This is a genomic window from Halomonas sp. JS92-SW72 (assembly GCF_003547075.1).
In the GTDB taxonomy this organism is placed as follows: domain Bacteria; phylum Pseudomonadota; class Gammaproteobacteria; order Pseudomonadales; family Halomonadaceae; genus Halomonas; species Halomonas alkalicola.
On sequence record NZ_CP032147.1, the window covers coordinates 192,131 to 212,450 of the forward strand.

The 20,320-nt window shown below is 69.0% G+C and carries 18 protein-coding genes; 6 read left to right on the forward strand and 12 right to left on the reverse strand.

Annotated features, from left to right (window positions below; translation table 11 throughout):
* Positions 1-119 precede the first annotated feature (119 nt).
* A complete protein-coding gene (locus tag D1793_RS00865; RefSeq protein WP_119020471.1) occupies positions 120-596 on the forward strand; it encodes a nucleoside deaminase in 477 nt (158 codons plus the stop codon).
* A 16-nt stretch (positions 597-612) separates the two neighbouring features.
* Here D1793_RS00865 and D1793_RS00870 read toward each other — a convergent pair whose 3' ends face one another.
* From D1793_RS00870 to D1793_RS00900, 7 genes are all read right to left on the reverse strand, one after another.
* Positions 613-1,473, reverse strand: a complete 861-nt coding sequence (locus D1793_RS00870; RefSeq protein WP_119020472.1) for a sensor domain-containing diguanylate cyclase — start codon at positions 1,471-1,473, stop codon at positions 613-615.
* Between the two features lie 3 nt (positions 1,474-1,476).
* The gene (locus D1793_RS00875) at positions 1,477-2,706 is read right to left on the reverse strand and encodes a hypothetical protein (protein WP_119020473.1); all 1,230 of its coding nucleotides are present in this window, start codon (positions 2,704-2,706) and stop codon (positions 1,477-1,479) included.
* Positions 2,703-3,512: a hypothetical protein gene (locus tag D1793_RS00880; protein WP_119020474.1), complete on the reverse strand. Its 810-nt coding sequence runs from the start codon at positions 3,510-3,512 to the stop codon at positions 2,703-2,705. Before D1793_RS00880 ends, D1793_RS00875 begins: the two co-directional genes overlap by 4 nt.
* A gap of 11 nt (positions 3,513-3,523) precedes the next feature.
* The gene (locus tag D1793_RS00885) at positions 3,524-4,387 is read right to left on the reverse strand and encodes a glutathione S-transferase N-terminal domain-containing protein (protein ID WP_119020475.1); all 864 of its coding nucleotides are present in this window, start codon (positions 4,385-4,387) and stop codon (positions 3,524-3,526) included.
* Positions 4,388-4,522: 135 nt separating this feature from the next.
* Positions 4,523-5,449: an N-carbamoyl-D-amino-acid hydrolase gene (locus tag D1793_RS00890; RefSeq protein ID WP_119020476.1), complete on the reverse strand. Its 927-nt coding sequence runs from the start codon at positions 5,447-5,449 to the stop codon at positions 4,523-4,525.
* Between the two features lie 49 nt (positions 5,450-5,498).
* Complete coding sequence (locus tag D1793_RS00895) at positions 5,499-6,728, reverse strand: Zn-dependent hydrolase (protein WP_119020477.1); 1,230 nt, start codon at positions 6,726-6,728, stop codon at positions 5,499-5,501.
* Positions 6,721-7,944, reverse strand: coding sequence for a diaminopropionate ammonia-lyase (locus D1793_RS00900; RefSeq protein WP_205527606.1), 1,224 nt, complete (start codon positions 7,942-7,944; stop codon positions 6,721-6,723). Before D1793_RS00900 ends, D1793_RS00895 begins: the two co-directional genes overlap by 8 nt.
* A 184-nt stretch (positions 7,945-8,128) precedes the next feature.
* On the opposite strand from D1793_RS00900, the gene D1793_RS00905 reads away from it, so the two are divergent.
* The 5 genes from D1793_RS00905 (at position 8,129) to D1793_RS00925 (ending at position 12,694) form a co-directional block, all read left to right on the forward strand.
* Positions 8,129-9,049, forward strand: coding sequence for a MurR/RpiR family transcriptional regulator (locus D1793_RS00905; protein ID WP_119020479.1), 921 nt, complete (start codon positions 8,129-8,131; stop codon positions 9,047-9,049).
* 383 nt (positions 9,050-9,432) lie between these two features.
* Positions 9,433-9,945 (forward strand): TRAP transporter small permease, encoded by a 513-nt coding sequence (locus tag D1793_RS00910; RefSeq protein ID WP_119020480.1) that lies wholly within the window; start codon positions 9,433-9,435, stop codon positions 9,943-9,945.
* 12 nt (positions 9,946-9,957) lie between these two features.
* On the forward strand, positions 9,958-11,244 hold the full coding sequence (locus D1793_RS00915) for a TRAP transporter large permease (protein ID WP_110069773.1): 1,287 nt from the start codon (positions 9,958-9,960) through the stop codon (positions 11,242-11,244).
* 83 nt (positions 11,245-11,327) lie between these two features.
* Positions 11,328-12,389 carry a DctP family TRAP transporter solute-binding subunit gene (locus D1793_RS00920; protein WP_119020481.1) on the forward strand — a complete coding sequence of 354 codons (1,062 nt, stop codon included), beginning with the start codon at positions 11,328-11,330 and terminating at the stop codon, positions 12,387-12,389.
* Positions 12,390-12,481: 92 nt separating this feature from the next.
* Positions 12,482-12,694, forward strand: a complete 213-nt coding sequence (locus D1793_RS00925) for a hypothetical protein (RefSeq protein ID WP_119020482.1) — start codon at positions 12,482-12,484, stop codon at positions 12,692-12,694.
* Between the two features lie 93 nt (positions 12,695-12,787).
* Here D1793_RS00925 and D1793_RS00930 read toward each other — a convergent pair whose 3' ends face one another.
* From D1793_RS00930 to D1793_RS00950, 5 genes are all read right to left on the reverse strand, one after another.
* Complete coding sequence (locus tag D1793_RS00930; protein WP_119020483.1) at positions 12,788-14,779, reverse strand: recombinase; 1,992 nt, start codon at positions 14,777-14,779, stop codon at positions 12,788-12,790.
* Between the two features lie 172 nt (positions 14,780-14,951).
* Positions 14,952-16,763, reverse strand: coding sequence for an acyl-CoA dehydrogenase C-terminal domain-containing protein (locus D1793_RS00935; RefSeq protein ID WP_119020484.1), 1,812 nt, complete (start codon positions 16,761-16,763; stop codon positions 14,952-14,954).
* A 141-nt stretch (positions 16,764-16,904) separates the two neighbouring features.
* On the reverse strand, positions 16,905-17,672 hold the full coding sequence (locus D1793_RS00940) for an SDR family NAD(P)-dependent oxidoreductase (RefSeq protein ID WP_119020485.1): 768 nt from the start codon (positions 17,670-17,672) through the stop codon (positions 16,905-16,907).
* A gap of 15 nt (positions 17,673-17,687) precedes the next feature.
* Positions 17,688-19,361: an AMP-binding protein gene (locus tag D1793_RS00945; RefSeq protein ID WP_119020486.1), complete on the reverse strand. Its 1,674-nt coding sequence runs from the start codon at positions 19,359-19,361 to the stop codon at positions 17,688-17,690.
* 280 nt (positions 19,362-19,641) lie between these two features.
* Positions 19,642-20,211, reverse strand: coding sequence for a TetR/AcrR family transcriptional regulator (locus tag D1793_RS00950; RefSeq protein ID WP_119020487.1), 570 nt, complete (start codon positions 20,209-20,211; stop codon positions 19,642-19,644).
* Positions 20,212-20,320 lie beyond the last annotated feature (109 nt).

Genomic DNA, 20,320 nt, shown 5'->3' on the forward strand with positions numbered 1-20,320 from the left:
GCCCTGTTGCCGGGCTGTTTCCGTTTGTAATGCACCCCAGCCTAGCTCAGGGGGCTTCGGTTGGCCAACGTCGTGGTTAGCGTATGCTGGGAGACTCGGTAACCCAAGGAGCCCGGAAGATGATCGATGAGACCGACATGGCCTACCTGGAGCGTTGCGTGGCGCTGGCGGAGCAGGCGCTGGAGGCGGGGGATGAGCCGTTTGGCTCGGTGCTGGTGAGCGGGGATGGCGAGGTGCTGGCGGAAGACCATAACCACGTGGCCGGCGGCGACGCTACCCAGCACCCGGAGTTCTTCCTGGCGCGCTGGGCGGCGGAGCACCTGACGCCCGAGCAGCGGGCGCGAGCCACCGTCTATACCTCCGGCGAGCACTGCCCCATGTGTGCTGCGGCCCACGGCTGGGTGGGCCTGGGGCGGATCGTCTATGCCAGCTCGTCGGAGCAACTCATCGGCTGGCTTGGGGAGATCGGCGCTTCGCCGGCGCCGGTGGCGGCGCTGCCGATCCGGCAGGTGGTGCCCGATGCCGTGGTCGAGGGGCCGGTGCCGGCATTCGCCGAGCGAATCCGCGGCCTGCATAAGCGCCTGCACGGCGCTTGACTGGCCTGGCCGCTCGTCACCGAGCGGCCGAGCGGTGCCTCTTGATCCGGTACATGTCGCCATCCGCATGGCTCAGCAGGGTGTCGGCATCCTCCCCGTCGGCGGGATAACAGGCCACGCCGATACTGCAGGAGGGCACGATCCCGTCCAGTTCACCGCCCAGAGGCTCGGAAAGGACCGCGAGAATCTGCTCCACCTTCCTGGAGACGGCATCCGTCGAGTGGATGTCCGTCAACAGGACGGTGAATTCATCGCCGCCCATCCGCGCCACCGTGTCCGTCTCTCGCACGCAGCCTTCCAGCCGTCGTGCCACCGAGCAGATCACACGATCTCCCACCGCATGGCCATGGGCATCATTGATGCGCTTGAAGTCATTGAGATCCAGAAACAGCAGCGCCAGGCCACTTCGATGGCGGTGGGCCGCATGCAGCGCCGATTCCAGCCGATCATAGAACAGCGACCGGTTGGTCAGCCCCGTGAGCGCATCATGATGGGCGAGGTAGCGCAATTCGTCCTCGGCCTGCCTGAGGGCCGTCACATCCCGGGCGACGCCGATCCGAACCCCCTCCTCCTCGTACCAGCAGGCAGACCACAGGATATGTACGATACCGCCATCCTTGCGGATGTAGCGGTTACGGAAATCGATGTGGGACTGTCCCTTCATGACCCGGGTGATGGAGGCCAGAGAGGCCGCCAGGTCGTCCGGATGCATGTAATTCGTGATCATCGTGCCCATCAGCTCGTCGGCACGGTAACCGAGCAGTACCTCACAGGCATCGCTCACGAACACGATCTGGTTGTCCCTGTCGACCACGAAGACCGTGTCCAGCATCAGGTGGACAAGCTTGGGATAGAGGGCTTGAAGATCAACGGGCATGTGTCAGGGCGTCCGGTTCGCGAACGCCGAGTGTATCCCGAACTTGACGGGAGCCGGTAGAAATCCTGGGGCCGTTACGCCCCACCTGCCAAGGATACGGTAGGCCTCGGGCGTCGCCTTGTTGCCCACCTCTTCCGTCGCACCATCCGGCGAAACTACGCGGTTCACCCGCGCCTCCATGTCGCGGGCCATGGCAACGGTGGCGGCCTCGAGGCTCAGGGCCAGAGAGGCACGGGCCTCGTCGAGGGCCTGTTGCAGCTGGGCCTCCATGGCCGGGCGATAGCGCGCTTCCTGCCCCTTGAGCAAGGCGTACTCGCTGCCGGCGATGCCGGCCAGGGTCACCGCCGTGGTCAGCGTGCCCACCACCACGGCCCCCGGGCCGGTCGGCGAGGTGGCCACCGCCGCCGCCCCGCCGCTGGCCAGCGAGCGCGCCGCACCGGTCCCAAGACGCAGCGCGAGGCTGCGCAGCGCCATGCGGCTGCCCTGCACGGCGGCGCCAGCCCCCAGCCGCCCGGCCAGGGCTCGGCCCGCCACCAGCCCCACGCCGCTTCCCCCCACCGCCGCGGCACTCCAGCGCGAACGATCCAGGCCCTCATCGAGGGCGTGCCGCAGTACGGCGTCCAGGTCGAGGGCGGGGCTCTCGCCCTCCCCCGGCTCCGCGGCCACCTGGCGCGGGGCATAGCGCTCGTGAAGCGTGGCGGCCAGGCCCTCGGCCATCGCCTGCTGCTCGCGGGCCAGGCGTTCCGGATAGTCCGCCTGGAGCTGGGCCAGCGCCGCCTCCAGGCCACTGGGAACCACCAGCCGCTCGTGAAGCTGTTCGTCCAGCCACGCATCCAGATCGCCGACCAGGGCCACGGCGAGCCGCTGGTAGCTGCCCGGCGCGGAGAAGTACCAGTCCAGATAGCCGGGCACCGCCGAGGCCAACGGGTCGAAGGCCGCCTCGAGGCGCGCCTCCCACCAGGGCGCCATGCGCGCCGCGAGCCGCGCCTGGGCCTCGCCGGTGAGTGTGGCGAGGTCCCGGGTAAAGTCGGCATGGGCCTGCGCATCCAGGGTCAGCGACTCCCCCGCCACGATCACCCGGAACAGCGGCGCCTGGCTGCGCGACTCCAGCCAGCGGTGGCCACCCTCGAGCAGCACCAGCAGCAGCAGGACCACCAGCAGCGAGAGCCCCCAGCTGTGCCAGCCGCGCGTGGGGGCTTGCCCTTCCCGACGGGGCAGGGTCGCGTCGCTCATGGGGCCTCCTCCTGGCGCCGATTCGCTATTCCCTCGCCGCGCAGCGCATCGGCACCGACCAGCAGGCGCACGAAGGCCCAAGCAAGGGCGCCCTGGGTCAGCAGCATCAGCAGCCACCCCAGCAGCGCCAGCGGCGCCCCCAGCGACAGTTGCGCCTCGGCGTTCTGCATCGCCCAGGCCCGGGTGATCTCGGCGGCGGCCGCCAAGCGTTCGAAGAAGGCGAGCAGCGATCCGCCCTCGCCGGCCGGCAGGTGGCGCAGTAGCGCCGCCTCCCAGCCCAGGTCGACGAGCCATGGCTGGGGCAGCCACAGGGCCATCCCGACCAGCGCCAGGGCCAGCAGGCCGGCGACCGGCCCCACCAGCAGGCGCCGGGTGACCGCCGGCAGACGCGCCTCGATCACGTGCGGCGCCAGGCGCCGGTGCAGCCAACCGCGGGCCAGTGCGACGCCGAATGCCCCCGCCAGCAGCAGCGGCCAGGCGGCCAGGGGCAGCCCCCGCAGCTTCACCAGCAGCACCAGCGCCAGCAGGGCGCCAAGGAGCTGATGGCGAGCCAACATCAGGACGCCGCCGCGCAGCCGATGATGCCAGGGGGAGCCGTCACGCAGGTACTGCCCCAGCCAGGCGCGGCGGCGCAGGCGGGCCGCCTCCAGGCTGCCGGCGGCGATCAGCTGGGTGGCCAGCACCCAGGCGGGCAGGAAGAGCCAGCGGGCCCAGGCACTGCCCGACAGCGACCAGAGCAGCAGCGCCAGCACCGGCAGGATGAGGTGCAGCGGAAGGCTCGCAAGATGACCGGCTGGGCGTCCCATCGCCATGATCCCTACCGGGCCAGCACCTGCTCGATATGGGCCTCGCAGCGCCGGTGGGCCGGCCGCTCGCGCAGCCCGGCCCAGTAGGCCTCGAACTCCGGGCGGCGCGGCAGGGTGCCGAACTGCATGCCCCAGCCGATATGGGAGCCGACATAGACATCCGCGGCGCTGAAGGCGTCGCCGGCGATATAGGGCCTGCCCGCCACGGCCGCGGCCAGGGTCTCGACCAGGGCCCAGTAGTCGCCAGAGCCCAGGCGCATCGCCTGCTCCGGTGTGGGCGCAACGCCAAGGTCGTTCAGCGCGATGGCACTCTCCAGGGGGCCGGCGGCGAGGAACAGCCAGCGGTAGTAGTCGCCCCGGGCGGCGGAGGGCGGGGCCAGGCCGGCCTCGGGGAAGGCATCGGCCAGGTAGGCGCAGATGGCCGCGGCCTCGGTCACCACCGTCTCGCCGTGGCGGATCGCCGGCACCTTGCCCAGCGGGTTGATGGCGAGGTACTCCGGCGTCTTCATGGCGGCGCCGTACTCGAGGGTCACCATGCGATAGGTGGCGCCGAGCTCCTCGAGCATCCAGTGGACGATGCCGCCCCGGGAGAGGGGGTTGGTATAGAAGATAAGCGCGGCGGGCTGATCCTGAGCGCCAGCGGCCGGGGCCGGCTCGGCCAGGGCCGCCGGCGGCAGCTTGACCTCCGGCGGCAGCACATAGCCGCGGCCCGGCTCGTTGACCACCTCGATTCCCACCGCGCGCAGCACGGCGATGTCCTGGTAGAGGTGGCGCAGGGTCACGCCAAGCGCCCTGGCGAGTTCGGGCCCGCCGATCGGGCCCTGGTGGTGGCGCAGCACCCGGAGCAGCTCCTGCAGGTGAGTCGTTCGAGTCATGGGCGTTTCCTCGGGCAGGTGGCGGGTGAACGCGTTCCCGCCGGCGAGGCGGAGACGAGAGCATCATCATGGCCCTGCCCGGGCCCGCTGGCCAGTCACCCCCGACCTGCCGACAGGTGCCACACCCGAGGGGCGTCAGCCGGCGGCCTTGGGGTCGGTGATCAGGCCGTAGGTCTCCGGGCGGCGGTGGAGGCCGAAGTTGAAGATGTGCTCGCGGATCTCGCGGGTGCGATCGAGGTCGCAGGCGTAGGTGATCAGCTCGTCCTCGACGCTTCCCGCCATGGCGACGATCTCGCCGGTCGGGGCGATGATGCAGCTCTGGCCGAGCAGCTCGCAGCCCTCCTCGCGGCCCGCCTTGGCCACCCCGACGACCCACATGCCGTTCTGGTAGGCCCCGGCCTGCATGCAGAGATGGTTGTGAAACCCCTGCAGGTGGTCATGGGTCGGCACCGGCGGGTAGTGCATCGGCGTGTTGTAACCCAGCATCATCAGCTCGGCGCCCTGCAGGGCCAGCATGCGGTAGGTTTCCGGCCAGCGCCGGTCGTTGCACAGCGCCATGCCCATGGTGCCGCCGAACGCCTGCCAGGTGCCGAACCCCATGTCGCCGGGCTCGAAGTAGCGCTTCTCCAGGTGCTGGAAGGGGCGCCAGGGCTCGTGCTCGTGATGCCCCGGCAGGTGCATCTTGCGGTACTTCCCGACGATCTCGCCGTGGCCATCGACCAGGATGGAGGTGTTGAAGTGGCGCACCCGCCCTGCCTCCCGGGCCAACTCCGCATAGCCCAGGTAGAAGCCCACCCCCAGCTCCCGCGCCGTCTCGAACAGCGGCCGGGTCTCGGGGCCTGGCATCTCCTGCTCGAAGAAGGCATCGACCTCGGCCGAGTCCTCGAAGTACCAGCGCGGGAAGAAGGTGGTCAGCGCCAGCTCCGGGAAGACGACCAGCTGCACGCCGCGGGCGTGTGCCTCGCGCATCAGCTCGATCATGCGGGAGACGGCCTGGCGGCGGGTCTCGTTGCGGCCGATGGGGCCGAGCTGGGCGGCGCCTACGATCAGTTTACGGCTCATGGGGACTCCTTCCGGTGAGCGAATGGGGGACAGGCGTGCTGACGGGGCGTCATTCGCTCAGGCCCAGCAGGACCTGCAGCAGCACGTTGGCACCGGCCTCGAGGTCGTCGGGCGCCGTGTACTCCTTGATGTTGTGGCTGATGCCCCCGACGCTCGGCACGAAGATCATGCTGGTGGGGCAGACCCTGGCCAGCATCTGGGCATCGTGGCCGGCCCCGCTGGGCATGCGCATCACCGAATGACCGAGGGCCCGGGCGCTGCCCTCCACGCGGTCCACCATGGCGGGGTCGAAGGGCACGGGGTCGAAGCGCGCCAGGGTGCGGCGCTCCACCTCGATCCCCTCCTCCTCGGCCAGCTGCGTCACGAAGTCGGCCAGGGCCCGCTCGGCCTGCTTGAGGATCTCGTTGTCGGTGTTGCGCAGGTCCACGGTGAAGCGCGCCCGGTTGGCCACCACGTTCACCAGGTTGGGGGAGAGCGTCAGGGCGCCCACGGTGCCGACCTGGTCACCGCCGAGGCGGGTCGCCAGCTCGCGCACGAAGGTGGCGGTGGCCATGGCCGCGTAGCCCGCATCGTGGCGCAGCCGCATGGGGGTGGTGCCGGCGTGGTTGGAGGTCCCGGTAAAGGTGAACTCGGTCCAGGAGATGCCCTGCACCTTCTCCACGGCGCCGATCGTCACGCCGGACTCCTCCAGCACCGGCCCCTGCTCGATGTGCAGCTCCACGAAGGCGTGTACGTCCGGTGCGCCCACCGGCGCCTCGCCCCGGGCGCCGATGGCGTCCAGGCAGTCACCGACCCGCGCGCCGTCGATGCCCCGGGTTTCGAGCGCCTCCTCCAGGGGCATACCGCCCACGTAGACCAGGCTGCCCATCATGTCCGGGGCGAAGCGGGCGCCCTCCTCGTTGGTGAACGCCGCCACGCAGAGCGGGCGACGGGTGGTGATGCCGGCGTCGTTGAGGGTCTCGATCACCTCGAGGCCGGCCAGCACGCCCAGGTTGCCGTCGTAGAGGCCGCCGGTGCGCACGGTGTCGATGTGGGAGCCGGTCATCACCGGCGGTCCGTCCTCGCGCCCGGGGCGCAGGCCGAAGAGGTTGCCCATGGCATCCACGCTGACGCTGAGCCCGAGCTCCCGCATCCAGCCGATGACGCGCTCCCGCCCCTGGCGGTCCTCGTCGCTGAGCGCCAGCCGGCAGACGCCGCCGCCCTCCAGGGCACCGATCTCGCCCAGGGCGGCCAGGCGGGCCACCAGGCGTTGGCCGTTGATTCGCAGGGCATCACGCATGAGTCGCCACCTCCGCCATCACCTCGGCCGAGGAGCGGCCGACCAGTTCCCGATAGACCGCCTCGTCGGTGGCCCCCTCGCTGCCGATCAGCAGCACGCGGCTCTGGGCATCCAGGCCGAGAGCGCGGCGCAGCGCCGGGTCCTGGCTCGCGATCAACAGTCCCGCCAGGCCCGCCACCGCACTCTCGCCGGCCACCAGCGGGGCGTCGCCGTCCACGCCATCGGCCAGCAGCCGCATGGCGTCGACGGCGGCGGCGTCGCTCACGGTCATGAAGTCGTCGATGCCCTCGTCCAGCACCTCCCAGGCGAGCAGGGAGACCTCCCCGCAGGCCAGGCCCGCCATCAGGGTCTCGAGCTCGCCCTCCACGGCGGTGGGGGCGCCGGCCCGGGCGCTGGCGTAGAGGCAGGCGGCCTGTTCGGGCTCCACCACCACGACCCGCGGCCGATCGGCCCCGTAGGCCTCCCAGAGCTGGGCCAGGGTCGCCGCGGCAAGCCCGCCCACGCCGCCCTGGACGAAGCAGTGGGTCGGCGGCGCGTCGAGCTGCTGGGTGGCCTCATCGACCATCACCGTGTAGCCCTGCATGACATCCCGCGGCACCGTCATGTAGCCGGGGTAGGAGGTGTCGGAGACCACGAACCAGCCGTTCGCCTCGGCGTCGCGCGCCGCCTGGCGCACCGAGTCGTCATAGTTGCCGCCCACCCGGCGTACCTCGGCACCGAAGCGGGCAATGGCCTCCTCCCTCCCCCGGGAGACGGTGGCATGCAGGTAGATCACGCAGCGGGCGCCGAACTGCTGCGCCCCCCAGGCCACGGAGCGGCCATGGTTGCCGTCGGTGGCGCAGCACACCGTGATCTCGCCGACGGCCTCGCGGTGCTCCCCCGCCAGCAGCGCCTCGGTGGTGACCCCCGCCGGCAGCCGCGACTTCAGCAGGCGCAGCACGGCGTAGGCGCCGCCGAGGGCCTTGAAGCTGTTCAGCGAGAAGCGGTGGGCCTCGTCCTTGTAGAACACCTGGCCGACCCCTGCCGCCGCCGCCAGCCCCTCCAGCGCCAGCAGCGGGGTGGGCCGGTAGCCTGGCCAAGCGCGAATCTCCTCGCGGGCCTCGCGCATGGCCTCCTGGGTCAGCACGGCGCGGGGCCGCGGGCCGATCGGCTCCCCGCGCCGGGCGCGCGGATTGGCATGGTGATGCAGGGTGTCGTGGGGGATCAGCGGTTTCATGGGCATCCTTGGGCTGGCCCCGGGCCTGGCGCCGGACAGGCTCACGCCGGCTGGCTGGGGGCATAACGAAAATGGGGGTGTGAACGGGCGTGATCGAATGCCATCCAATCTGAAATACAATTTTCAATCTGTCAATGATTGAAAATCTGTTTCCAATCGCGACCGAGGATGGCATCATCGCCCCATGACCCAACGCCAAGACCCCCACTCGCTCGAAGCGCGGATCCATGCGCACTACGACGCCCTGCCCCCGGCGGAGAAGCGCCTGGGCGACCTGCTGCTCAGCTTTCCCGGCGACATCGCCACCTACAGCGCCGGCGAACTGGCACAGGCGGCGGGCACGTCCCGCGCCGCGGCCTCGCGCTTCTTCCAGCGCCTGGGGTATCGGGACTTCAACGAGGCGCGCCAGCAGGCCCGAGAGGCCAAGCGCTGGGGCTCACCGGTCTATCTCTCCTCCGCATCGCCCACCGGCGGCCAGCCGGGCTCGACCCAGGCGAGCCAGCCCATTGCCGACCACCTGGCCCAGGAGCGCGACAACCTGACCCTGACGCTGGAGTCGATCCGCCCCGACCGGCTGCGGGACGCCGTGGATGCCCTCGCCCACGCCAGGCGCGTGCACGTTGCCGGGTTTCGCAACAGCCACATGCTGGCCAGCTACCTGCAGCGGCAGCTGCAGATCGTGCGGCCCGACGTGGCGCTGCTGCCCCGGGCGGGCCAGACCCTGGCGGAAGACCTCGTCGATATCGCCGAGGGCGACGTGCTGATCATGGTGGGCATGCGCCGCCGCGTGGCCCTGGTCTCGCGCATCCTGGAGATCGCGCGCCGGCAGGGGGCCCGCACCCTGCTGCTGACCGACCCCTCGGCGGCGGAGCCGACCCAGAACGCCACCTGGGCCTTCGTCTGCGAGGTGCGCTCGCAGTCACTCTTCGACAGCTATTCCGCCGCCATGAGCGTGATGAACCTGCTGTGCAGCTCGCTGTTCCACCATGAGCTTCACCAGGGACAGGAGCGCCTGAAGCGGATCGAAACCCTGCATGACGACCTGGATGAGCTCGATGCCTTGAGCTGGCTTACCCAGCGAAACAGCGGCACCACCACGAGCTGAGGAGCCCCTGACCGACCGCATCACGCGCCTGACAACTCCCACCCACTCCCCAGAAACCTCCCCCCCCATTCCCCGGAGATTCCCCACGAATCGCCCGGTGATTCTGCGTATTTATTCCCTTTCTATTTGTGGAAAGTGATCGCCATCATTACCGAACTTATCGGTCTATATTCCCCCGGGACATAACGCCGCTTCACCCCCGCCTTTTCCAACGCCTTCTTGCGGTGCATCGATGCACCATCATGATGAAACGCCTCGCAAGCACCCCGCACCTTTCCACAGTCAATTCGGACTGAAATCTTTGTTTTTATTCGACTTATCAAGAGGTGGAACGCTTATTGAATGGTGACAGGCAGCCGAATGACTCAAGAGCCTACGCCACCATGACAACGCTGCACCATCGCCTCACCCTCATCAGCGAGACCCTCAACCTCTGGGTGGAACGCCTGGCCGTGGCCATGCTGACGATCCTGGTCGTCACCGTATGGATCGGCATACTGTCGCGCTATGTGCTGCCCTGGAACCTGACCTTTACCGAGGAGCTGGCTCGCTACCTGATGATCTGGGTGGCCCTGCTCGCGGTCTCGCTCGGCATCTGCAAGCGCCAGCATGTCGGCATGCTGGTCATCTTCGACCGCCTGCCGCGCCTGATGCGAAAGACGCTGGCCTTCTCCTTCGACCTGATCGGCTTCGCCTTCTTCGCCATCATGTTCTACCACGGGCTGACCTACGTGGAGCGGGGCTTCAACCAGTCCACCATGATCTTCGGGATTCCCCGCGGCTATCCCTACCTGATCATCCCCATCGCCTCGGGCCTGGCGTGCCTGCAGCTCGCCCTCGGCGCCGCCCGAGACCTCCTCGAAAGAGCCCCCCAGCCCGCCCAGGTCCGCGCCTGAAGGATACGCCCCATGGCCATCGTCGCTTCCGCTTTCTTCCTTCTGCTCTTCCTCGGCATGCCGGTCGGCATCGTGCTGGGGGTCGCCGGCATGATCGGCATCTTCGACATGGGCGGGGGACGCTTCCTCGCCATGGTGCCCGACCGCTTCTTCTCCGGGCTGAACCTCTTCCCCTTCCTGGCGATGCCCTTCTTCATCCTGGCCGGGGAGATCATGAACCGCTCTGGGCTGACCATGAGCCTGGTCAACTTCGCCCAGGCGCTGGTGGGCTGGCTGCGCGGGGGGATGGCGCACTCCAACATGCTGGCCTCGGTGATGTTTGCCGGGCTCACCGGCTCCGCCACCGCGGATGCGGCGGCCTTCGGCAACACCCTGGTGCCGGCCATGAAGAAGGCGGGCTACTCCGGCCCCTATGCCTGTGCGGTGACCGCCGCGGGCTCGATCATCGGGCCGATCATCCCGCCCTCCACCCTGGCGATCATCTATGGCTCCCTGATGGGGGTGTCGATCGCCGGGCTCTTCGCCGCCGGCATCATCCCGGGGCTGCTGCTCTGCCTGGTCTGCATGTGCCTGATCGCCGCCACGGCGCGCCGCCTCAACCTCCCCAAGGATGACCGGGGCCCCAGCCTGATGCGCATCCTCCGGGAGTTTCGCTACAGCCTGCTGGCCCTGATCCTGCCGGTCTTCATCCTGGCGGCGATCCTCACGGGCATCACCACTCCCACCGAGGCCGCCGCCCTGGCCGTCTTCTATGCGCTGTTCGTGGGCTGCGTCATCTACCGCAACGTCGGGCTGCGCGACCTCTACCAGATGCTGGCCCGCACCGCCCTGATCACCGGAGTGATCTTCCTGATCATCGCCTCGGCCTCGATCCTCGGCTGGTGGATGACCTTCAACCAGATTCCCCAGCTCATCGCCTCGGGCTTCCTGTCGATCTCCGAGAACCCGGCCGTGGTGGTGGGCATGATCATTGCCCTGCTGCTCTTCATCGGGCTGTTCATGGACATCAACGCCGCGCTGATCATCCTGGCGCCGGTGCTGGCGCCGCTGACCCTGGCCATCGGCCTCGAGCCGGTGCATGCCGGGATGATCATCATCCTCTCGCTGACCATTTCGCTGATGACACCGCCGGTGGGGGCCTGCCTCTTTGTGCTGGCCTCCGTCACCGGCGAGCGCATCGAGGCGATCACCCGCTCGCTGTGGCCCTTCATCGTGGCCCAGCTGCTGGTGCTGATCGTGGCGGCCTACTGGCAGCCGATCACCCTCTTCGTTCCCCGCCTGCTCGGGCTGGCCGGCTGATGCCGGCCACTGGCAGACCCTTCGCTCACGCGAGCGTCATCACACCCGACCACCCGACCGTCGTCACACCCAAGGAGCCATCCATGACCCCTACCCTTCGCACCCTGCCCTTCTCTCGCCGGGCCCTGGCCAGCGCCACCCTGTCGCTGGCCATGCTGGCCAGCGCCTCGGCCCATGCCGCCACCACCATGCGCATCGCCCACCTCAACCCGGCCGAGGCCACGGCGAGCAACTCCGGCGCCATGACCGCGGTCTTCAAGCAGCTGGTGGAAACCGCCACCGACGGCGAGCTCAAGGTGGAGATCTACCCGGCCGGCCAGCTGGGCGATGACGCCAACGTCATCAACCAGGTCAGCCAGGGCATCGTCGAGTCGTCGATCTCCTCGGCGGGCGGCATCGCCGAGCACTACCCGCGCATCGGCATCTTCGACATCCCCTTCGCCTTCCCGAACATCGGCGTCGCCACCGAGGTGATCGACCTCTCCAGCGACTTCGGCCAGATGCTGGCGGAGGACCTGGAAGGGCACACCGACGGGCTCAAGCTGCTGGGCCTGCTCGACAGCGGCGGCTTCTTCCATTTCACCAACTCCGAGCGCCCGATCACCGCGCCGGCGGACATGGAAGGGATGCGCATCCGCACCATGACGCTGCCCACCCACGAGGCCATGATCAACGCGCTGGGCGCCCGCGCCACGCCGCTGGCCTGGTCCGAGGTCTATACCGCACTGCAGACCGGCGTGGCCGACGGGCAGATGAACCCGATCCAGCAGACCGCCTTCGCCAACTTCGATGAGGTGCAGGACTACCTGACCATCAGCAACCACCTGATCACCCCCTACCTGTGGCTGATCAATGACGAGTTCTACGCCAGCCTTTCCGAGGAGCACCAGCGGGTGGTCGACTGGGCCTCCAAGGTAGCGGTGGATGCCGGCCGCGCCATGTCGCGGATCATCGAGGCCTCGGAGGGCGGGCTGCCGAAGCTCTCGCGGGGCATGGAGGTCAACACCATCACGCCGGAGGCCCGCGAGGCGTTCGTCGCGGCCACCCAGCCTGCCGTGCGGGAGGTGATCGAGCGGCGCTACGGGGACGAGGGCGTGACCCTGCTCGACGCCATGCTCTCCGCCATCGAGGAGACGAGCCGCTGATCGAAGCGGCAGCAGGCGCCCGCGGCCGACGCGGCCCGGGCGCCACTCCCCTTCCTGTTCCTTCCTGTCCCTCCTGAACGAGGTGAACCGCGATGCACAAGGTCCTGGAACACCCCCGCGAACCGCTCAGCGAGAGCGAGATCGCCTTCCTGACGCAGCTGGCCCGGGGCAATGCCCTGACCGGCACCCGCCAAAAGCCTGAACGGCCCGCTTCCCTGAATACTTCCCCAACCCCTTCCCCGGCCGACGTATCGGGCCCCCTCCAGGCGCTGCTGTCGCTGCTGCGACGACGGCTCGGCTGGTAGCTCGTCTCCCTGGGCCACCGCCGGCCCTGCCCGGCTGGCCCTGCCCCACCATGCCGGGGGCCTGGATGCCGGCTCCCTTCGGGGGGCCTGCGCCTAACCGCTCTTCCTGCCGGAAAGCACCGCCGGCAGGAAGAGGCGCAGCGGCTCGCGGCGGATCTCCTCCCAGACGCCGGCCAGCAGCACGCCCGGCTCGATCCGGCAGGCGCGCGAGCGTAGCGCCACCATCAGCGCCAGGGAAAAGCTGACCCAGAGATTGACGAAGCCGATCATCATCACGAACAGCAAGCCGATCAGGAAGAGTCCCACGCCCTGGAAGTCGCTGAAGCTGGCGTAGCCGAGGTTGGCGGAGGAGAAGGCCACGTGGCGGATATCCAGCGGCAGGCCCAGCAGATGGCCCAGGTAGCCGGTCATGCCCAGCAGAACGCCGAACAGGAAGTTGCCGGCAAGCGCCCCGTAGTTCTCGTGCAGATAGTGGGCGAGGCGCTGGCGTCGCGCCGGCGAGAGGCGCTGGAGGGCGGGATGGCCCATGAGCCGCCGCCCCAGCTGGATATGGTCGGCGCGGTTGTCGAAGAAGCCGGCGATGATCCCGGAGCAGAACAGCCAGACGCCGGCGATGGCCGCGTAGAGCAGGGCCAGGCTCTGAACCGGCGAGATGGCCCTGAGCTGGTAGGCGATCTGGTCGCTGGCCAACAGGGCGCTACCGCTGACCGCCATGGCCGCCGAGGTGATCACCAGGGCGGTGGCCAGCGCCGCGCAGACGTTGCCCCACACGGCCGCCCACTGGGAGCGATTCACGTCAAGCAGCAGCCTGCCTAGCTTGCGGCTGACGGATCGGCCGCGGCGATTGCGCTCCACCTCGGCGGCGAAGCTCGCCGCCGTCATGGCGGGCTGCTTGGTGGCGATGGTGAAGTGCAGCAGGTGGACCAGCACGAAGCCCAGGCCGTAGTTGAGGCTCACCAGCAGGGCCTGGGGCAGCGGCGAGAGCCCCCAGGATTCGATGGTGATCTTGATCAGCGCCATCACGGCGATGATCACCCCGGCCCCGGCGGCGGTGGCCAGCAGGCCCAGGTAGCTGCGCATGTCCCGGGAGATATAGCGCTCGCCGTGGTCGCTCTTGTTCTGGGTGATGCTGCGCGACATCATCCGGGTGCTCTTCTTCCATACCGCGCGCAGGCTGCCCTTCTCCGCGGTCGCCAGCAGCAGCTCCCGCCACAGCGCGAGGCCGCTGCGGGTGCAGGCGATCCGCGGCTGCGGGCTGGTCAGCAGGATCAGCCGCTCGATGCGCTTCAGGGTGTCCTCGAGCCGTTCGATCAGGTAGGAGGCATTGACCGAGGAGCCCAGGCTGCCGGCCCCGCGCCGACGAAAGCGGGCCACCTGGTCGTTGCACTGCTCGAGCATTACCCAGAGGTGGTCGATGGCCGGATAGTCGTCCCTTCGCGTCTCCCCCGCCGCCGTGTCCCGGAACTCCACGAAGGCGTGGACCTCTCGCTGCAGGGCGATGAAGGGGGAGTCGATGCGGGTCAGCCGCTCGTCGATGCGCATCAGCTCGGGGTCGAGCTCCTCCGCCGCCACCCAGATGGCCAGCATCTCCAGGGCATAGAGGCACTCCTCCTGCAGGTGCACGCGGACCCGGCGGCGGGTATCGTCATCCAGGGCGGCCAGCAGCACGCGGCCGAGGCGCAGCCAGCCATGGGCCGGCAGGGCCTCGAGCCAGGGCTTGTCGTGGCGGGTGATCAGGCTTGCCAGCAGATCACTGGAGTCGTCCAGGTCCACCGGCGGCGGGTTCAGCCGATCATAGAGCCGGGTGGACATCTCGCTGAACAGCCCTTCCCGCGAGAGGATCCCCAGCCGCACCAGCGACGGGTAGATCTCGAGCTCGGAGAACCGCCCGAGGATGCCCTCGGCCAGGATGCGGGCCCGCTCCGGGTCGTCGCCCAGCGCCTGCATCAGCGCATCGAGGCGCTCGCCGACCCGCTCGGGCTCGCCGGCACGCAGCCAGCCGAACAGGGCGTCCAGGCAGGCCTCCAGGGGGTTCTCCCCTGTCAGGGAGGCCAGGGCGTTATCCAGGTGGGAAGTCGCGGTCATGCTGGCGGGAATCCTTGTGGGTCAGGATCGGGGCGACACATGATGCCTCGCCCTCGCCCCCTGAACCAGCGCGACGACAGGAAAGTCGACAATAAAAAAAAGCGGCGGGGAGCCCCCGCCGCCAAGCCACCGATCGTCCTGGAAGTCGAACTTCCTTGCGACCGAGAGAGTGCTAGATCTCGAAGCCCAGGCCGAAATCCTCGGCGCTGATCGCCATCAGCGACTCGGCGCCGGCCTCGATAGCGGCCTTGTGGGTGCGGGTGCGCGGCACCAGGCGCTGGAAGAAGAAGCGCGCGGTATCGAGCTTGGCGCGGTAGAAGGCGGCCTCATCGCTGCCCTCGGCGAGTGCCAGGCGGGCCTGCTTCGCGGCGCGGGCAAACAGGTAGGCCAGGGTCACGTAGCCCGAGTACATCAGGTAGTCGACGCTGGCCGCGCCCACCTCCTCGCGGTCGGACATGGCCTTCATGCCGATGCTCATGGTCAGCTCGCCCCACTCGGCGTTGAGCTTGGCCAGCGGGCGCACGAATTCGGCCAGCTCGCTCGAGCCCTCCTCGGCCTGGCAGAACTTGTGGATCTCCTTGGTGAAGACCTTGAGGCTCTCGCCCTGGCTCATCAGCACCTTGCGGCCGAGCAGGTCGAGGGCCTGGATGCCGGTGGTGCCCTCGTAGAGACGGGTGATGCGAGCATCGCGCACCAGCTGCTCCATGCCCCACTCCTGGATAAAGCCGTGGCCGCCGAAGACCTGCACGCCCTCGTTGGTGGCCTCGAAACCCACCTCGGTGAGGAACGCCTTGACGATGGGGGTCAGAAGGCCCAGCAGGGTCTCGGCGCGCTCGCGCTCGACGGCATCGGTGCCGTGCTCGACGACGTCGATCATCTGGGCGGTGTAGAGGGTCAGCATCCGGCCACCCTCGGCAAAGGCCTTCTGGGTCAGCAGCATGCGACGCACGTCCGGGTGGACGATGATCGGGTCGGCGGCCTTCTCCGGCGCCTTGGGACCGGAGAGCGCGCGCATCTGCAGGCGGTCGCGGGCGTAGGCCAGGGCGTTCTGGAAGCTCGCCTCGGTGAGGCCGAGGCCCTGGATGCCGACGCCGATGCGGGCGGCGTTCATCATGGTGAACATGCAGGCCAGGCCCTTGTTGGGCGCACCCACCAGGAAGCCTTTCGCCGCATCGAAGTTCATCACGCAGGTGGCGTTGCCGTGGATACCCATCTTGTGCTCGAGCGAGCCGCACACCACGCCGTTGCGCTCGCCGGGCTCCCCCGCCTCGTTGGGCATGAACTTGGGCACCACGAACAGTGAGATGCCCTTGGAGCCCTCGGGGGCGTCGGGCAGCTTGGCCAGCACCAGGTGGACGATGTTCTCGGCCAGGTCGTGCTCGCCGGCGGAGATAAAGATCTTGGTGCCGGTGATCGCATAGGCGCCGTCATCGGTGGGCACGGCGCGGGTCTTGATCAGGCCGAGATCGGTGCCGCAGTGGGGCTCGGTCAGGCACATGGTGCCGGTCCAGGTGCCCTCGACGAGCTTGGTCAGGTAGGTGGCCTGCTGCTCCTCGGTGCCGTGGTGGCGCAGGGCGTCGGCGGCGCCGTGGGAGAGCCCCGGGTACATGCCCCAGGCCAGGTTGGTGGAGCAGATCATCTCGTTGAGCACCATGGCCAGCGAGTGCGGCAGGCCCTGGCCGCCGTGGGCGGGGTCGGCGGCGAGGCTCGGCCAGCCACCCTCCACGTATTGGGCGTAGGCCTCCTTGAAGCCCTTGGGCGCCTTCACCTCGCCGCCCTCCAGCAGGCAGCCCTCGCGATCGCCGCTCTGGTTCAGCGGCAGCAGCACCTCGCGGGCGAAGCGAGCGCCCTCCTCGAGAATCGCCGCCACCACGTCGGGGCTGGCCTCCTCGCCGCCGGGCAGGCGGGCGTAATGGGCCGGGTAGTCCAGCATCTCGTCCATCACGAAGCGGATATCGCGCAGGGGGGCCTGATAGTCGGGCATCTCGATCTCTCCAGTTCCACGGCCGGGCCACATGGGGGCACCGAGTCATAGGGACGCGAAGGCGGCGGCGGCCGCTTTCAAACATTCGTTTGAAATTAGCCGCCACCGCCTCGAGAGTCAAGCGTTCGTTTGATTTCTCGTCTACTGCATGCGGATACCGCCGTCGAGGCGGATCACCTCACCGTTGAGCATCACGTTGGTGATGATCTGCTCAGCCAGGCGGGCGAACTCCTCGGGCCGGCCGAGCCGCTTGGGGAAGGGCACGGCGGCGGCCAGGGCCTGAGCCGCCTCGTCGGGGATCTCGCTCATCATCGGGGTCTCGAACACCCCTGGGGCGATGGCCATCACCCGCACGCCGTGGCGCGAGAGCTCCCGGGCCGCGGGCAGGCTCATGCCCACCACGCCGGCCTTGGAGGCGCTGTAGGCGCACTGCCCCACCTGGCCGTCCATGGCGGCAATGGAGGCGACGTTGATGATCACCCCGCGTTCGCCCTCCTCGCCCGGCGCATTCTTTGCCATGGCGGCGGCGGCCAGGCGCATCACGTTGAAGGTGCCCACCAGGTTGATGTTGATGGTGCGGGCGTAGGCGTCCAGATCGGCGGGGTTGCCCTCGCGGTCGACCAGCTTGGCCACGCTGACCACGCCGGCGCAGTGCACTACACCCGCGAGGCCGCGGCCGCCGCTGAGTTCGACGGCGGCGTCCACGGCGGCCTGGATGTCGTCACCGGAGGTGACATCGCCGCGTACCGCCCGGGCGGCGTCGCCCAGGCGCTCGGCGTGGGCCTTTACGGCGTCGGAGAGGTCGCAGAGCACCACCCGGCCGCCCGCGGCGACCAGGCGTTCGGCGGTGGCCGCCCCCAGCCCGGAGGCGGCACCGGTGATCAGAAAGGTATTGTCCTTGACGTGCATATCGGGGTCCTTGGGTTACTTGGCCGGCGCCGCGTCGGCCTTTTCGACGGCATCGGCACGCAGCTTGAAGCGCTGGATCTTGCCGCTCGGGGTCTTGGGCAGCTCATCGACGAACTCGATCACCCGCGGGAAGGCGTGGGTGGAGAGCCGCTCGCGGACCTGCTGACGGATCTCGTCGGCCAGCTGCTCGCTTGCCTCGAAGCCCTCGCGCAGCACCACGTAGGACTTGATGATCTCGCCACGGATCTCGTCAGGCTGGCCCACGGCGGCGGACTCGGCCACCGCCGGATGGGTCATCACGCTGTTCTCCACGTCGGTGGGCCCGACCCGGTAGCCGGCGGTGGTGATGATGTCGTCGTCACGGCCGGCGAACTGGAAGGTGCCGTCCTCGTTTCTGATCACCACGTCACCGGTCAGGTAGTAGCCCTCGGCGAAGGGGTGCTTCTCCTGCCAGGTGTAGCCGGCGAAGAAGTGCGCCGGGGAGTTCTTGATGTCCACCGCCAGCACGCCCGGCTCGCCCGGGGGCAGCTCGTTGTACTCGGCGTCGAGGATCGCCAGGCGGTAGCCCGGCATCGGCACGCCCATGGCGCCGACGTGCTTGGGATGGTCGAGGGCGTGGTGGTTGTTGCAGGTCATGCCGGTCTCGGTCTGGCCGTAGTGGTCCATGACCGGGCAGCCCAGGGAGCGCTCCACCCAGGTCACCACCTCGGTGTTGAGCGGCTCGCCGGCGGAGCTCGCCGCGCGCAGCGACAGCGTCGAGTGGGCGTTGTCGAACAGCCCCGAGGCCTTCATCAGGCGATAGGCGGTGGGCGCGGCGGCGAAGTTGGTGATGCGGTGGCGCTTCATGAAGGCGAGTGCCCCCTCGGCGCTGAAGCCCGCCTCGCAGAAGTGGGTGGTCACCCCCAGCAGCAGGGGCCCGGCGATGGCGTAGTAGAGGCCGTAGGCCCAGCCCGGGTCGGCCATGTTCCAGAAGCGGTCGCTCTCGCGCAGGTCCACGGCCAGCTCCATGTAGAGGGCGAAGGCGGTCATGGCGGCCAGCGGCACCGCCACCCCCTTGGGCTTGCCCACGGTGCCGGAGGTGAACATCTGCAGGAAGGGCGCGTCGCGACCCAGGCGCGGCGGGCTGGCCTCAATCGGCGAGTGGGCCAGCGCATCGGCCCAGTCCAGGTCGCCTGCGTGGTCGGCGTCCGGGCCGCCCACCGCCAGCACCGGCGGGCACTGGGTCAGGCCGTCGAACTTGAAGCGGTTGGCGTGATCGGTGATCACCAGCTTGGTGTCGGCGCGGCCCAGGCGGTAGTCCACGGCATCCGGGCCGAAGGCGGTGAACAGCGGCTGGTAGACGGCGCCGATGCGCCAGGTGGCCAGCACCGCCACCAGCAGCTGCGGGGAGCGCGGCAGCATGCAGGCGATGCGGTCGCCTACCCCCAGGCCCTGCTCGGCGAACCAGCCGGCGAGCCGGGCGCTCTCGGCCTCCAGCTCGGCGTAGGTCAGGGTGTTGACGTTGCCCTGGGTGTCCTCCTGGACCAGCGCCAGCACATCGCCGCGGCCGGCGCGCAGGTGGCGCCCGCAGCAGGATTCGAAGGCGTTGGCCTTGCCGTCACGGTGATCGTCCAGGCGGGCGATCATCTCATCGACGGAGAAGGTCTCGAGGTAGGCGCGATAGTCGGGCAGGCTCGCTTGCGGGCTCATGACGGTCCTCATCTGGCGGTTTATGGTTGTTGTAGGCTCTCTGGATAGATTCAGTTAACGTAAGCGTCAACCTATCAAGCGCTAGGTCCAAGCTAGCGACTCCTCGCGAACAGGGCAAGGGCGGGAGCTCGTGAAGCGACTAGACCATGGTCGAGCGAGCCGCCGGAGGGCGGCTCGGGGACGGACGGCGGCGGGCAGGAAAGGGGCGGGGCGGAGAGGAAAGGTGCGGAGAGGAAAGGTGCGGAGAGGAAAGGGCCGGAGAGAAAGCGTGGTGAGCGGCTCAGGCGGGACGACGGGTGATCATCGCCACCAGCTCGTCGGCCAGGTCGTCGGGGGTGCGAGGCCCTGCGGGGTCGTACCAGCGCACCGTCCAGTTGAGCGCGCCCATCACGAAGCGCGACACCAGGAAGCGGTCGCCGTGGATCAGCCCCTCGGCCAGGGCCTCGTCGATCACCTGCTCCCAGAGCTCCTCGTAGGCGTCACGCAGGTGGCTCAGGTGGGCGCGGGCATCGGGGTCGAGGCGGCGCCACTCGTAGAGCGCTACCACGTGGGCGTTGCGGTCTGTGAGCAGGGTCTCCAGGTGGGCGCGCGCCATGGCGTGCAGCCGGGCGTCGGCGCTGCTGTCGCAGCGGGCCAGGGCCTCGCGGGCGATGACCAGGGCATTCTGGGTCCCCTCCTCGATCACCGCCGCGAGGATCTCCTGCTTGTCGCGGAAATGGTGGAAGAGGCTGCCGGACTTGATGCCCATCTCCTGGGCCAGCATGCGCACCGTGGTGCGATCGAAGCCCTCCTGGACGAACAGCTGGGCGGCCTGGCGGGTCAGTTCCTTGCGGCGCGGTGACTCATTCATTACATTCATCGACGTTTACACTAGCGCTTGCTTGGTTGACCCTGAGAAAAGCACAGCCCCGCCAGCGGGTCAACGCAGCGCGGGCCAACCCGCGATCTCGACTTACAAT

What these genes read in the sequence shown, in the direction of transcription:
- D1793_RS00950 (WP_119020487.1), bottom strand. Translation starts at nt 20,211, where the DNA reads ATGAATGAGTCACCGCGCCGCAAGGAACTGACCCGCCAGGCCGCCCAG.
- D1793_RS00925 (WP_119020482.1), top strand. Translation starts at nt 12,482, where the DNA reads ATGCACAAGGTCCTGGAACACCCCCGCGAACCGCTCAGCGAGAGCGAG.
- D1793_RS00890 (WP_119020476.1), bottom strand. Translation starts at nt 5,449, where the DNA reads ATGAGCCGTAAACTGATCGTAGGCGCCGCCCAGCTCGGCCCCATCGGC.
- D1793_RS00945 (WP_119020486.1), bottom strand. Translation starts at nt 19,361, where the DNA reads ATGAGCCCGCAAGCGAGCCTGCCCGACTATCGCGCCTACCTCGAGACC.
- D1793_RS00910 (WP_119020480.1), top strand. Translation starts at nt 9,433, where the DNA reads ATGACAACGCTGCACCATCGCCTCACCCTCATCAGCGAGACCCTCAAC.
- D1793_RS00875 (WP_119020473.1), bottom strand. Translation starts at nt 2,706, where the DNA reads ATGAGCGACGCGACCCTGCCCCGTCGGGAAGGGCAAGCCCCCACGCGC.
- D1793_RS00905 (WP_119020479.1), top strand. Translation starts at nt 8,129, where the DNA reads ATGACCCAACGCCAAGACCCCCACTCGCTCGAAGCGCGGATCCATGCG.
- D1793_RS00885 (WP_119020475.1), bottom strand. Translation starts at nt 4,387, where the DNA reads ATGACTCGAACGACTCACCTGCAGGAGCTGCTCCGGGTGCTGCGCCAC.
- D1793_RS00935 (WP_119020484.1), bottom strand. Translation starts at nt 16,763, where the DNA reads ATGCCCGACTATCAGGCCCCCCTGCGCGATATCCGCTTCGTGATGGAC.
- D1793_RS00915 (WP_110069773.1), top strand. Translation starts at nt 9,958, where the DNA reads ATGGCCATCGTCGCTTCCGCTTTCTTCCTTCTGCTCTTCCTCGGCATG.
- D1793_RS00870 (WP_119020472.1), bottom strand. Translation starts at nt 1,473, where the DNA reads ATGCCCGTTGATCTTCAAGCCCTCTATCCCAAGCTTGTCCACCTGATG.
- D1793_RS00880 (WP_119020474.1), bottom strand. Translation starts at nt 3,512, where the DNA reads ATGGGACGCCCAGCCGGTCATCTTGCGAGCCTTCCGCTGCACCTCATC.
- D1793_RS00865 (WP_119020471.1), top strand. Translation starts at nt 120, where the DNA reads ATGATCGATGAGACCGACATGGCCTACCTGGAGCGTTGCGTGGCGCTG.
- D1793_RS00895 (WP_119020477.1), bottom strand. Translation starts at nt 6,728, where the DNA reads ATGCGTGATGCCCTGCGAATCAACGGCCAACGCCTGGTGGCCCGCCTG.
- D1793_RS00920 (WP_119020481.1), top strand. Translation starts at nt 11,328, where the DNA reads ATGACCCCTACCCTTCGCACCCTGCCCTTCTCTCGCCGGGCCCTGGCC.
- D1793_RS00900 (WP_205527606.1), bottom strand. Translation starts at nt 7,944, where the DNA reads ATGAAACCGCTGATCCCCCACGACACCCTGCATCACCATGCCAATCCG.
- D1793_RS00940 (WP_119020485.1), bottom strand. Translation starts at nt 17,672, where the DNA reads ATGCACGTCAAGGACAATACCTTTCTGATCACCGGTGCCGCCTCCGGG.
- D1793_RS00930 (WP_119020483.1), bottom strand. Translation starts at nt 14,779, where the DNA reads ATGACCGCGACTTCCCACCTGGATAACGCCCTGGCCTCCCTGACAGGG.